The sequence below is a fragment of the Nostoc sp. FACHB-280 genome, from assembly GCF_014697615.1.
Taxonomy (GTDB): domain Bacteria; phylum Cyanobacteriota; class Cyanobacteriia; order Cyanobacteriales; family Nostocaceae; genus Nostoc_B.
In genome coordinates, this window is the sequence record NZ_JACJSD010000088.1 from 1 (window position 1) to 12,926 (window position 12,926).

A 12,926-nucleotide genomic window follows, 5' to 3' on the forward strand; every position below is an offset into this window, starting at 1 on the left:
GCAAGAACTTATTCTGATTTAGCGAAAGCGATTGAAAATGCTTTTAGCCAAGTCTCATTAAATGACATTTATAATTGGTTTACACATTCTTGTTACTGCACCTCACCAGAGTAGAAAACGCTATATCCATACGAACAACTAAAAGCAGCTAATGTCTTAGGAACCCAAGAAATCCTCAGATTAGCAAGTCTCATCAAAGTTAAACCTGTACATTACATTTCTACCCTTTCTGTTTTTCCTGCACAAAGCAATACTGAATTACAAGTATTCTGCGAACAAGATTCTTTGGAACATAATGGAATTATCCAAAGTGGCTATGCTCAGAGTAAATGGGTAGCAGAAAAATTAGTAAAAATTGCACTTTCTAGAGGACTTCCTGTTAGTATTTACAGACTTGGTAGGATAACAGGAAATAGTCAAACAGGTGTCTGGAATACAAATGACTTTATGCGGCGGATGATTAAATGCTGTATTCAACTTGGTAGTGTGCCAGAAATTGATAATTTACTGGATATGACTCCTGTAGATTATGTTAGTCAAGCCGTCATTTATTTATCTCAGCAAAACGCATCAATTGGTCAAGTTTTTCACTTGTTAAATCCCCAACCAATTCAATTGGAAAAACTCATTGAGTGGATATGTTCTTATGGCTATCCACTACAACTTATTAAATATGAAAAATGGCGAACAAAGTTGATTGATGCTGCTAATAAGTCTCCAGAACCGACTTTATCTGCTCTTTTACCTTTGTTTCCGCAAGGAAGATACAAAGACGTAATATCCTCTCCAGAAAATCTCCAAGCCAAAATAACACAGTTTGATTGCAAAAAGACAATTGAGAAACTAGCAGGTACTTCTATAGTCTGTCCATCAATAAATACTGAATTGCTCGAAAACTACTTTCGTTACTTCGTTAATAGTGGTTTTTTGCATCCACCACAGAGGTAATAAAAATGATATATCAAACTAGAAATTATGCGCTTATTCATCCTAATTTGGTTCGGACAACTAGTTTCGCTGCTCGGTTCTGGTCTGACTAGATTTGCATTGGGTATTTGGGTATATCAAGAAACTGGGTCAGTAACGTTATTCTCTCTCATTTCTTTATTTACCATGCTACCTAGTATCTTGTTGGCTCCATTAGCTGGTGTATTTGTAGACCGTTGGGATCGCCGTTGGACAATGATCTTGAGCGATAGTGGAGCCGGTTTGAGTACGTTAGCTATGGGATTATTGTTATTAACCGGTCGGCTAGAAATTTGGCATATTTACTTAGCTGTAGGAGTTAGTTCAGCCTTTAGTGCTTTCCAATTACCAGCTTATGTTGCTCTGACCACATTGCTTGTCCCTAAGCAACACCTTGGTCGTGCTAGTGGTATGGTACAAACCGCAGATGCTATTTCGCGGCTACTTTCACCAATAATAGCTGGTGTGTTGATTGTGACTATTCAGATTCAGGGTGTAATTTTAATTGATTTTTTGACTTTTGTGATTGCTGCGATCGCACTTTTACTCGTCCGATTTCCCAAACCTAAAACTACCCTTGAAATTCACAAGGGTCAGGGTTTCCTACTATCTGAAGCTATCTATGGGTGGACATATATCAGTACTCGACGAGGGCTATTAGGATTATTGATATTCTTCACTATTAGCAACTTTTTCATCGGAATTGTCAGCGTATTATTTACCCCCTTAGTATTAGCTTTTACGTCTGCTACTGTTTTGGGTTCAGTGTTTTCTCTTGGTGGAGTCGGGATGTTGCTTGGTGGTTTAACGATGAGTACCTGGGGCGGATTTAAGTACCGTATCTATAGTGTACTGGGTTTTACATTATTAAATAGTCTTTGCATACTCTTTGGTGGACTACAGCCTTCTGTACCAATATTTTTTGTCACTACCTTCATCTATTTTTTCGGTGTCGCAATCATCAATAGTTCCGATCAAGCTATTTGGCAGAGTAAAGTACCATTGGCTATCCAAGGAAGAGTTTTTGCCATCAGAACTATGCTGGCTTGGGCTTCTCTACCTCTAGCTTATTTGATAGCGGGGACTTTAGCAGATCGAATTTTTGAGACATTACTGGCGGTTGATGGCCCCTTGGCGGGAAGTTTGGGACAAATTATTGGTGTGGGTAAAGGACATGGTATAGCTTTATTATTTGTGGCGATCGCTATACTAATGATCTTAATGGTAGTTGGCGGCTATTTATATCTACCTCTACGATTACTAGAAGCGCAATTACCAGACGCAATTCATGATGATGTTAGTCTCACAAAGAAACAAGAAAGATAAAAAGCTAATTTATCCTCTAGTGAGACATATTGTGGTGAAGATTCATTTAAGTTTCCGGTTGATCTAGTTTGACACTTTGTCTTTTGACATAAGTACGCAGTTGAAATTATTGTCACAAATAATATCTGTGCCAAAGCAAACGTAGCAGTAGCGATGTAAAAGCGTTACTGGAAAATTAGTGTTATTAGCTATCAGTGGTGCGAGGAAGTAGGGTGAAAAAACATCATTTATCAATTTATTTGTGGCTAATTTCTGCTGCAACAATTTCTGTTGCTTCTCCTGTCAATGCAGAGGAAATAGTCATCAAAGATATTCCCAAACTCAGCGATTTTCAGCGTCCCCACAACACTATCAAAGACTGGTTAGCACAGCAGTCAGAAATTATCTCCATAACAGCAGTAAATCTCACCCAAACTTCTAGCGGTTTGGAAATCATCTTAAAAACTCCCACATCTGATAAGTTACAAATTACTAACAAAAGTGCGGGAAATAACTTCATTGTAGATATTCCTAATGCTCAACTGCAATTAACAGGTAACAGTTTCTTTCGTCAAGAAAATCCAGTTGCAGGAATTACAGAAGTAACAGTGACTAACGTAGATGCAAATACTATCAGAATCACAGTAATAGGTAAAGCGGATGTCCCAAAAATCGAGTTAGACGACAGTGATGAAGGTTTAATTTTTGTCGTCACACCAATTACATCCCCCACATCACAATCGCAGCCACCACAACCACCAAATACATCCGAGCCTAGTAGCGAAACACCACCAACTCAACCATCGGCTGAGAATCAAGAACCAATTGAACTGGTAGTGACGGGTGAGCAAGATAGATATAACGTCCCCACCGCCTCCACTGGTACTAAAATAGAAGCCCCGCTACGCGACTTACCTCTATCAATTCAAGTCATCCCCCGTCAAGTAATTGAAGACAGAGGTGTATTTAGACTCAACGATTTAGCTGATAATGTATCGGGTGTCCAACAGGAACCGGGTTATGGTTCTCTACCCACAGTAGGGTTTCGGATTCGTGGTTTTACGACAAATTTTGGCAACTTACGCAACGGCTTTCAAGATTTTGGCTATGAAACACCGCGTGATGTCGCTAACGTCGAGCGATTTGAAATTCTCAAAGGACCAGCTTCAGTTCTTTATGGCGGTGGTGGTCAATATACTTCCAAACTTCCAGGCGGTGTTGTCAATACGATTACAAAAAAGCCTCTAACAGAACCTTACTATAACGCCAATGTTACTTATGGGAGTTACAACTTTTTCCGCCCAACGATTGATGTAACTGGGCCACTTACGGCAGATAAATCACTGCTGTATCGCTTGAATGTTGCCTATGAAAATGCTGATAGTTTCCGTGATTTTAGTAGAAATGATAGTTTTTTAATTGCACCTGCAATCACTTGGAATATTGGCCCACGCACGCATCTAGGTCTTGAATTTGAATATCAAAATTATAATTTCAACTTTAATTATGGATTTTTACCAGAACCTGAGTTTTTAACTATTCCCAGAGGTAGATTTCTCGGTGAACCTGATTTTAGTGAAAGTAATAATAACACTATTTCATTTACTTATAATTTTGAGCATGAATTTAGTGATAACTGGAAACTTCGCCAAGGCTTTAACTTAGTCAGGTCAAATTTGGATAGCGAGTCAACATTTCCATTTGCTTTAGAAGATGACCGCAGAACTATTGATCGTAGTCCTGCTAGATCAGAGGAAGGAAATGAAAATACAACGCTGCAAAATGAAATTTCTGGTAAATTTAAAACGGGATTTTTACGTCATAATCTACTATTTGGTGTAGAACTAGCAAGATATAAATTTCGCTTTGATTTTTTTAATGCAGCAGATATTAGCACACTTGATATTTTTAATCCGCAGTATGGTGCAAGATTTGCGATTCCATCATCGCCAAATTTTGGTAGAGAATATGGCTCGGATAATCTAGGAATTTATGTGCAGGATTTAATCGAACTTCTGCCTAACTTAAAAATTTTAGCGGGTGGACGTTGGGATTTGAATGAATTATTTAATAGAGACCGTGTAGAGAATACAGTTCTAAATGAAGAATCAAGTTCGCAATTTTCACCACGAGTTGGGATTGTTTATCAGCCCAGTGAAACCACTGCCCTTTATTTTAATTGGTCAAATTCGTTTGCGCCTAACTTTACGGCTACTAGCCGCACCAATCAGCCATTTGAGCCAGAAATTGGTGAGCAATTTGAAGTCGGAATCAAGCAGGATTTAATTAAAGACCGTCTGTCGGCAACGTTAGCACTTTATCAAATTACACGGCAAAATGTGTTGACTCCTGATCCCGTTGATCCTCAAAGATTCAGTGTAGCTACAGGTGAACAAAGAAGTCGAGGGGTGGAATTAGATATCACAGGACAAATTTTACCGGGTTGGAATATTATTGCTAACTATGCTTATACAGATGCTATCGTCACAGAAGATGAAAGCATTCCTGTTGGTAGTAGATTGTATGGTGTACCGGAAAATAGTGCTAGTCTGTGGACAACTTATCAGTTTCAAAGGGGCGATTTAGAAGGTTTAGGATTTGGATTAGGGTTAGCTTTTGTAGGAGAACAAGCAACTAGATTACCTAGTACTTTGACATTACCTTCTTATGTCAGAGCTGACGCAGCAGTTTTCTATCGTCGTGATAACTATAAAATTGGGTTGAATTTCAAAAATATTTCCAATGTCAGATATTATACTTTAGATGGTTTCTTTATTTATCCCGCAGCACCGTTTACGGTTCAAGGAACAGTGTCGTTTGACTTTTAAGGAAGTTTGGTGATGAAAAAACATCACTATATTTTTATGCTGGTAACTTGTTTGTTGGTAGTGCTGACAGCTTGTCAGATGCAGGTACAAAATACTAATAGCAAACAAGTAACAGCTTCTAGCTTTAATCCTGTTACAATTGAGAACTGTGGTATTAGTATTACTTATAAACAACCACCAAAACGGGTTGTGACTCTCAACCAACCAGCGACTGAGATTATGTTGGCGTTAGGTTTAGAAGCGCACATGGTGGGTACAGCTTATTTAGACGATCGCATTCTGCCAGAATACCAAAAATCCTACGCCCAAGTCCCGGTAATTGCAAAGAATTATCCTTCACAAGAAGTTTTGTTAGGTGCAGAACCAGATTTTGTCTATGCTTCCTTTCCCGGAGCTTTTGGTAAAAATACAACCAGTGGACGCAAAGACTTACTGAATTTGGGCATTAATTCATATTTAGCCGAAGGTGCTATCGAAGTTTGTCCGCGCAAACGAGGATTGTTAGAGAATATTTATAGTGAAATTCAGGATATTGGTAAGATTTTTGGCGTAAGCGATCGCGCTACTAAATTAATTGCATCCATACAAAAAGACTTAGAAAACACACACAAGCAACTTGGCAAGATAAATCCACCCAAGCGTGTTTTTTGGTATGCCAGTGAAAGTCCACCTTATACTATTACCGTTGATAGTATACCAAATTTGATTTTAAAGTCGGCTGGTGGTCAGAATATATTTCAAGAACAAGGAAATGGCACTTACATTACAGTTAATTGGGAAGATGTAATTAACCGCAATCCAGAGATAATTATTCTCAGCGAAGCTAGTTGGTCACCTGCTCAACAACAGCGACAACTGTTTGAAAGTAACCCTGCATATAGCAAAATTGCCGCAGTCCAAAACAATAAATTTGTTGTGATTGACTACAGTTACAGCACTTCAGGAGTCAGAATTGCTCAGGGAGTGAAGCAACTTGCTCAAGCCTTTTATCCAGATAAATTCAAGTAATCAGATTCAAAATTGCAAAATGAGAAAAGTGCCATAACTTATGACTAATTACTAAATGATTAATTCAGTACTAAAGCATCTGAGAAAAGACCAACAGCAACGTTACAAACTGCTAATGATCGCAATGGTTGTGATGTTGTTACTTTCTATAACTTTAGCTGTGATGATTGGCCCTGTACCTATTTCCCCTTTTCAGGTATGGCAGATAGCTTTATCACAAATCTTGCCAAATGTTACAGGCGATTGGACTCCGGCACAAGTTCAAATTATCTGGCTGATTCGTTTTCCGCGTGTGTTGTTGGCTTTTTTTGTGGGTGCTGGGCTATCAGTGGTGGGTGTGATTATGCAAGCATTGGTAAGTAATCCCCTAGCTGATCCCTTTATTTTTGGTATTTCCTCTGGCGCATCAGTGGGTGCTGTTTTAGTGATTTTGCTGGGTATTTTTTCCATGTTTGGTGTGTATGCGTTGTCTCTTGGGGCGTTCTTGGGTGCGCTGGTAGCGTTTATTTTGGTGTTTTTATTAGCCAGACAACAAGGAAAACTATTTCCCACACGCTTAATTTTAGTTGGTGTAGCAGTCTCGTATATGTTTGAAGCGATGACTAGTTTTTTGGCTTTGAAAGCTGGTAGTGGTGAAGCTACACAAAGAGTATTGTTTTGGTTATTAGGGGGACTTTCCGGCACAAAATGGTCAGATTTAATCTTGCCAGTACTCGCTTTATTAGTCGGGATCGGTTATTTGTTATTTCAGACGCGATCGCTTAATGCACTCTTGATTGGTGAAGAAACAGCCCGGACTCTCGGAGTTGATACTGATAGTTTCCGCAAGCAACTATTCTTCGTCACCTCATTTTTAACAGGTGTGATAGTTGCTGTAAGTGGTGTAATTGGCTTTGTGGGGCTAATGATTCCTCACAGCGTCCGGTTTTTAGTTGGCTCAGATCATCGCCGCGTCTTACCTCTGAGTCTGCTACTTGGAGGAATTTTCATAATTTGGGCAGATGTGATTGCACGTATCATCGTCGCTCCAGAAGAAGTACCCATTGGCATTATTACAGCTCTTTTCGGCACTCCTTTTTTTATTTGGTTGATGCAGAGTTCCTCCGATATCTTCAGAGGAGGTAGGCTTTAAAGTCGAGAGTTGATTTTGTCATTTGATAGTACCACTGTATATCTTGCCGATCGCACTATCAAGGACACAATTGTTTAAACTATTGACTACGGACTCTTGTGTGGATGGTTTATAGCTATTTGGTTAAGTTTGTGTGCAGCGATTTTCGTAGTAGCGTACTTGCTGGGTTTGAAGCAGTTAACAGGTATTGATATTCGAGAAGTGGATTCTGGTCAGGGAAGACGCACCTTATTTCCTAACAAGAATTAATCAGGATTTCAAAGTCATCTGTATAAGTGCAAAACTTGACAAAAAGATAAACAAAATAAATCGATTCAAGGCGAACGCATCTTAATTAATAATAAGAATTAGTAAGCAATTCAAATATCTAGCATAAAACTAATTCTCTTAGATAAATATTGAATGTAAATCACAGGATAAATTTAGATATTAAAAACTTATTATTCGCTATGAAGATATGATTTTAAATCAACAATTAACAGAAAGTGGACAATATCACTGATGGTAATTCTCTCCTTTTCATTATTTTACCACACCCAACACCCCCAAAATCACCCTATCCCCTGCCTTCTCTCGCTCTCTCGCTCCATGTGCTGAACGTGCCTCAGTAAACGCTTGGGGATATATTTCGATGACTTAACCAAGCAATCGCCTTCGCTCCAAAACTCGTAGTGATAATAAGCTTGTTGGTAATTCTCGCATCAGCCGCCAGTTTCCAATTCCAACAAGCTCAACACTTTCTCTTCCAACTGGGTCAAATAAACCCGCCTCAGCTTCCCCAAGGACTCCAAAAACCTCTGCACCGACTCCTCCAGTCCACTCGAATACACCCGTGAAATGCGATCGCACTCTTCCCGCACCCGCCATATTCGTCTAGCCGATTACCACCCCCAACACCCCCAAAATCTCTCTAACCCCTGCCTTCTCTCGCTCCATCTGCTGAACGCGCTTCAGCAACCGCTTGGGAACATACTTTGATGACTTGAGGGTGCGATCGCGCTCTGTGAGTCTTGGTAATATTTGGCGCATCAGCTATGTCTGCGATTATAAACCGGATCGCGCAATCTTACATTTTTGGTGAAATCCTACCATTTTGGATGCAAGTAATAGCAAATTTAGGCAGATTGGGACAATAAACCTGACATATCTAATACTCGCTCTGACCAAGCACTAGCTTGCTCAGACATATTTTTGCGTTCGCTCTCGTCAGCCCAAAGACTATCAAATTTTAATTTCCACCTAGATAGTTGAACTTGAATGTTCACCAATTCTTCGGCATATTCTGGTTCAATTTCTGCTGCTGTCCATTCAATAAAACATATAGTTTCATCTGCCACACTTTCAACTGCTTGCGGGTAAGCAATGTTACAAAATGTTCTTAACCTAGCTAAATTTGACGCGATATGACCTAAACGATTTGATGTATTTTCGCCTTGAAACCGTGCTTGCTTTTCATCTAATTTCTGGTTCATATCCACCTATTAACTCCTGAGCGATTTGCTTAACACGTTCTCGAATCTCTGAGTTTTGAATTACCATTGAGCGATTATTTTGGCTAGGACGTATGTTAATAATCGATTCATAGGCGATTGATTGGTTAAAGGGAGTCCAGTCAGCACCCCAGATATCTCGCTGTTTACTACCATCTTCAAGTAATGCCGCTTCACAATAGGCGTGTTTTTCTCCTCCCCCTGCTAACATCCCTCTTTCTATATCTACTGCTATTTTGATATAGATTCCCAAAGTTTGCAGCATTTGTTCAACTTGTTCTAGTGTTGCTCTTTCTTTGATAATCAGTACCAAAATTACACCCCTATCACCATAGATTAGTCCAACTTATTTTTGCATTAGTCTGGAATCTCCATCTCCAGAACACTCAGCAACTTCTCTTCCACCGCCGTGAGATAAGGACGGTTCAACTTCCCCAGCAACTGCAACAGATTTTTGACTGTCTCCTCTAGAGAATCAGAATATATTCTGCTGATGCGATCGCAAATCTGCTGCATCTGTTGGCATTCAGCAGGTAAGTAATTGTATGACTTCAAATGCTGCACCCCAACAGTACATTCGCCATCCCAAGTTCTCACGGTACAGCTAAACTCACCAATATGAGTGACAATGCCCCAACAGCCACCTTTGCCTCTGAGGTCTGGATTCTCCTTTGCTAGAATTTGGCATACCTCCCCAACTTGGTAACTGTTGGGGACTTTGGTACGTTCCATAATTTTTTGCACCACATCAGTTACGATTCTGGCACTGGGAACTTTACCGCCAGCCTTCTGCACTGCCCGTTGCCACACTTCAACCTGCTGCTGGGGTTCTAGTTTTGCAAGAGGGCGCACTTGCCCTTCGTTAGTCGGCAGGATTCGTGAGCGGTTAGGTCGAGTTTTGTTCACTTCCTCATTTTGGGAACAATTTGTTCCCGTTTCATCTACTTCCTCATTTTGGGAACAATTTGTTCCCGTCGCTATATTATCAAATACTACAGAACCAGCTATAAGATAATTCACTCGCCGATGAGTGTAGCCAAACCTGTCCTTACAATATTCCTCAAACGCCCGGTGAGTGGATCTGTACAACCGACGATCGCGCAATTCCATCAATGCTTTACCCGCCTCAAAAAATGCTCTTTCAACTCTGCGTTCGAGATGCAGGAGATCGCGTTGTTCATCCTCGGTTAGTTCTGGGACTTCAACTGCGGGAACATCGATGATTGCTGGACGAGGTTTTCCTCAAATACAGTAATTTTATTTGCTCCCGTTATCTGGTGATTTTACATCAATCCCAACTCTCTCATCGCCTTCCACAGATTAGGTCGTCGCTTGTGCTGGACTTTCCATTGGGACAACAAATTATCATAATTCTGCGGTGCTAACTCTTTTAAGGCAGACATCCATTGTGCATTTTTCGTATAGTCCGAGCTTTGGGACGAGTCCGGTTTGGGTATAAAGTTGTGTAAATTTGCTTGCCAGTAAGCCATCACCTTTTCCCACAAATCAGGTGGCGCATATTCTTCGAGATACTTTCTCCTCGAAATATCATCCCTTGTCGATAGTTGGTTTGGTAAAATTACAACTTCATAAAACTTAGGATAGGGGCATTTTCCCTGATACTTGATCTCGGTCAAATCTTTTGTTAGCAAATGCAAAGCACTATATTCCTCGCCTAGTTGCGTCTGCTCTCCAGGTAAATTTTCTAACCACTCGATGATTTGTTGCCTAAACCAAGTATGTCCTTTTTCTTTAGTCGTAATACTATCGAGTAACCAATGCAACCACCAAGTATCTACAGGTTTTGCTTTTGTATATAAACCTGAATATCTGTATGGTGTAACACGTTTAATTATCGATTCACGCCAAGATGTAAATAAAGCTTGCTGAGTATTTTTACTTACTGGTATCTCAGCAAAAGCTTTGAACATACTCGACCAATCGTAACAACATTCAAAAGTAATCTGTTGAATTGACAAAGCATTTACCCGTTCGATTTCTCCCAATTCTCGAACAGCTTGCTGGTAATAGCGAAGTAAGGTTTTTTGCTTTTCACCATTTCCAGGCTCGTAAGAAAATCCACCCAATGTCACAAATAGCAGCGAATTTTCTGGTGTCCAAGGATTTTTATCTTGTTTATTTTTTAATAACGCATCTAAAGTCTCTTGAATCACTATCAGACTTTCTCGATATTCCTGTTTACCCAACATATCCTCAATCACAGGTAAACCATTTTGCCATTCCTGGGAAATAGTCGCCCGGAGATTGTTCAAATATATCTCTGGTGTGGCAAATTGCTGCATCAATTCCATATAAATTATGTGCCAATAGGAGTAAGTGTTTTCCAGTTCCGACTTCCACTCTTCACTTTCTCTATTGGCTGTCATCCCGTCTAAAATTATTTGTTTTTGAACGTCAGGTAAATTAGAGAAGAAATCGATGACAGCATCATCATTTAAACTGGTATCTGTGAATTCTTCTGACCATTCCCTAATTTTTTGAGCGAATGTGAACCCATCTTGTCCTTGTGACTGCACCAACAACCATTCCCACTCTAATAAGCAGCTTGTTGTCGCTTCTTCCAAATGAATCCCGTTAGCAATTTCCATCCAGTCGGGTATACCATCAGCGATTTCACTTTCTGCTGACAACAAACTGTTTGCAAAACCATCATCATGACTAAAGCCATTCTCAAAAGCTGTTTTTACTAATGGCTTCATCTTTTGTGCAACGGTTTCTAAATCTTCCACAAAAGTATAATCATCAAAATAAGGTTCTTCCCAGCGTACTTCTTGGACTATATATTTCCCTTCCTCCTGCGATGCTTGCCAAATAATTTGATTCCATTCTCTCCATAATTCCGACCAAGTTTGAGCTAACTTTGCCAAAGAAGTTGGTTGTACTTTGCTTGTTTTTGCCTGTTCTACTGTTTGAGGTGGCGTGAGGATTTGAATTAAAGTTTCCTGGGTATCTGCTTGCAGTTGAGCAAATGCAGTGACTTGCTGTTCGTCGGATAAAACAATAAATAATTCATCGAGTAGTTGGGAAATTTCATCTTCGGTAAGTGCTTCCAAGATGCGTGAACCAATAGAGTTTTGTGCTGGGGCATTGCCCTTAGATTTGCTCTGGCTCTTTTTTGGCATCTGGGTAAATCCCTTCAATCTAATTCTATGCAGATAATAGCGTCAGTATATAAAGGGAATCAACCTCCAGGTTTTCTGAGAGTAAAGGGTGTATTGTTCACTAAATACAGTTTTTAACATTTCTTCTTCTATCTGGATGCGGTAGCCACGCACTAACACTCCCGTAACTGCAATCACTATCAAGATTATCCAATTAGCGATCGCTAAACAAGCTCCAATTTCCATCAAGAATGTACCTAAATAACCAGGATGCCGAATGATGTTGTATGGAGCTTGCTGAATAATCTGCTGCTGCTCACTGGTTTGCAATGTCCTTGTATAAAATTCACCAAGTGTTTTAGCAGCCCAGTACCGCAACACAAGCCCACTAAGCATGATCAGCAACCCCAACCAACCAAAATATCCATTATCCCAATCTCCAATTTGATTAGCATTCAATATTGGAGCAAACACAATCAAAACAATACCCAGTAGACCACTAATCCAAATTACTTTTGAACTGCCTCGATCAAATTCCCCAGCTTGAAGACTAAGACCTTTATCTACCTGTCTTAACAGCCTTTCCATGACAAAGTAGCCAGCGATTAATAGGTATGCCAGAACAGCCTTTGAAGTCATAGCAATTCAAACTTAAGTTGATTGCTTCCTCAATATAAATTACTGAGCCATAACCCTATATTCCTGCTCAATCAAACTCAATAACTTTTCTTCCATTTGGGTTAAATACGGTCGCTTCAACTCCCCTAAACATTTCAATACTGCTTCGGCTGTTGCTTCCAACTGACTATTTTCTTGTATCTTACGAATGCGAGCGTATATCTCCTGCAACTTGGTATGACATTCAGCAGGCAAATAATTGAATGACTTCAAATGCTGCACCCCAACAGTCATTTCGCTATTCCAAGTTCTCACACTGCAACTAAACTTATGGGCGGCAACCACTATGCACCAACAGCCACCCTTACCTTTAACCCTCTTGTACCAAATGGAGAGAACCCAATCGCTGTCAGCTTCAGAATCAAGCTTTGATATTGTTTTCCAAAAGTGGTACAAG

At 39.9% G+C, this 12,926-nt stretch carries 12 protein-coding genes and 2 pseudogenes; 6 read left to right on the forward strand and 8 right to left on the reverse strand.

Annotated features, from left to right (window positions below; genetic code table 11):
* Positions 1 to 132: 132 nt before the first annotated feature.
* The 6 genes and pseudogenes from H6G75_RS31695 to H6G75_RS31720 form a co-directional block, all read left to right on the forward strand.
* Positions 133 to 948, forward strand: a pseudogene (locus tag H6G75_RS31695) (thioester reductase domain-containing protein); the annotation flags it as partial.
* Positions 949 to 975: 27 nt separating this feature from the next.
* Positions 976 to 2,292 carry an MFS transporter gene (locus H6G75_RS31700; protein ID WP_190983840.1) on the forward strand — a complete coding sequence of 439 codons (1,317 nt, stop codon included), beginning with the start codon at positions 976 to 978 and terminating at the stop codon, positions 2,290 to 2,292.
* Positions 2,293 to 2,504: 212 nt separating this feature from the next.
* The gene (locus tag H6G75_RS31705) at positions 2,505 to 5,099 is read left to right on the forward strand and encodes a TonB-dependent siderophore receptor (RefSeq protein WP_313934926.1); all 2,595 of its coding nucleotides are present in this window, start codon (positions 2,505 to 2,507) and stop codon (positions 5,097 to 5,099) included.
* 12 nt (positions 5,100 to 5,111) lie between these two features.
* Positions 5,112 to 6,107, forward strand: coding sequence for an ABC transporter substrate-binding protein (locus H6G75_RS31710; protein ID WP_190983842.1), 996 nt, complete (start codon positions 5,112 to 5,114; stop codon positions 6,105 to 6,107).
* A gap of 55 nt (positions 6,108 to 6,162) precedes the next feature.
* The gene (locus H6G75_RS31715; protein WP_190983843.1) at positions 6,163 to 7,239 is read left to right on the forward strand and encodes an iron ABC transporter permease; all 1,077 of its coding nucleotides are present in this window, start codon (positions 6,163 to 6,165) and stop codon (positions 7,237 to 7,239) included.
* Positions 7,240 to 7,335: 96 nt separating this feature from the next.
* The gene (locus H6G75_RS31720) at positions 7,336 to 7,488 is read left to right on the forward strand and encodes a hypothetical protein (RefSeq protein ID WP_199338105.1); all 153 of its coding nucleotides are present in this window, start codon (positions 7,336 to 7,338) and stop codon (positions 7,486 to 7,488) included.
* 387 nt (positions 7,489 to 7,875) lie between these two features.
* Here the strand turns inward: H6G75_RS31720 and H6G75_RS31725 are convergent, their stop codons facing one another.
* The 8 genes and pseudogenes from H6G75_RS31725 to H6G75_RS33355 all read right to left on the reverse strand — a co-directional run.
* On the reverse strand, positions 7,876 to 8,106 hold the full coding sequence (locus H6G75_RS31725) for a hypothetical protein (protein WP_190983844.1): 231 nt from the start codon (positions 8,104 to 8,106) through the stop codon (positions 7,876 to 7,878).
* 6 nt (positions 8,107 to 8,112) lie between these two features.
* Complete coding sequence (locus H6G75_RS31730; protein ID WP_190983845.1) at positions 8,113 to 8,268, reverse strand: hypothetical protein; 156 nt, start codon at positions 8,266 to 8,268, stop codon at positions 8,113 to 8,115.
* 86 nt (positions 8,269 to 8,354) lie between these two features.
* A complete protein-coding gene (locus H6G75_RS31735; RefSeq protein ID WP_190983846.1) occupies positions 8,355 to 8,711 on the reverse strand; it encodes a hypothetical protein in 357 nt (118 codons plus the stop codon).
* The gene (locus H6G75_RS31740; RefSeq protein WP_190983847.1) at positions 8,692 to 9,042 is read right to left on the reverse strand and encodes a DUF5674 family protein; all 351 of its coding nucleotides are present in this window, start codon (positions 9,040 to 9,042) and stop codon (positions 8,692 to 8,694) included. Before H6G75_RS31740 ends, H6G75_RS31735 begins: the two co-directional genes overlap by 20 nt.
* Positions 9,043 to 9,086: 44 nt before the next feature.
* Positions 9,087 to 9,839, reverse strand: coding sequence for a hypothetical protein (locus H6G75_RS31745; RefSeq protein WP_199338102.1), 753 nt, complete (start codon positions 9,837 to 9,839; stop codon positions 9,087 to 9,089).
* Between the two features lie 173 nt (positions 9,840 to 10,012).
* Positions 10,013 to 11,872 (reverse strand): hypothetical protein, encoded by a 1,860-nt coding sequence (locus tag H6G75_RS33350; protein WP_242051719.1) that lies wholly within the window; start codon positions 11,870 to 11,872, stop codon positions 10,013 to 10,015.
* A 42-nt stretch (positions 11,873 to 11,914) separates the two neighbouring features.
* Positions 11,915 to 12,490: an isoprenylcysteine carboxylmethyltransferase family protein gene (locus H6G75_RS31755; protein ID WP_190983848.1), complete on the reverse strand. Its 576-nt coding sequence runs from the start codon at positions 12,488 to 12,490 to the stop codon at positions 11,915 to 11,917.
* A gap of 39 nt (positions 12,491 to 12,529) precedes the next feature.
* Positions 12,530 to 12,926, reverse strand: a pseudogene (locus tag H6G75_RS33355) (hypothetical protein); the annotation flags it as partial.

Coding starts and splice junctions, on each gene's coding strand:
- H6G75_RS31700 (WP_190983840.1), top strand. CDS start 976: ATGCGCTTATTCATCCTAATTTGGTTCGGACAACTAGTTTCGCTGCTC.
- H6G75_RS31725 (WP_190983844.1), bottom strand. CDS start 8,106: ATGGCGGGTGCGGGAAGAGTGCGATCGCATTTCACGGGTGTATTCGAG.
- H6G75_RS31745 (WP_199338102.1), bottom strand. CDS start 9,839: ATGGAATTGCGCGATCGTCGGTTGTACAGATCCACTCACCGGGCGTTT.
- H6G75_RS33350 (WP_242051719.1), bottom strand. CDS start 11,872: ATGCCAAAAAAGAGCCAGAGCAAATCTAAGGGCAATGCCCCAGCACAA.
- H6G75_RS31715 (WP_190983843.1), top strand. CDS start 6,163: ATGATTAATTCAGTACTAAAGCATCTGAGAAAAGACCAACAGCAACGT.
- H6G75_RS31735 (WP_190983846.1), bottom strand. CDS start 8,711: ATGAACCAGAAATTAGATGAAAAGCAAGCACGGTTTCAAGGCGAAAAT.
- H6G75_RS31730 (WP_190983845.1), bottom strand. CDS start 8,268: ATGCGCCAAATATTACCAAGACTCACAGAGCGCGATCGCACCCTCAAG.
- H6G75_RS31710 (WP_190983842.1), top strand. CDS start 5,112: ATGAAAAAACATCACTATATTTTTATGCTGGTAACTTGTTTGTTGGTA.
- H6G75_RS31755 (WP_190983848.1), bottom strand. CDS start 12,490: ATGACTTCAAAGGCTGTTCTGGCATACCTATTAATCGCTGGCTACTTT.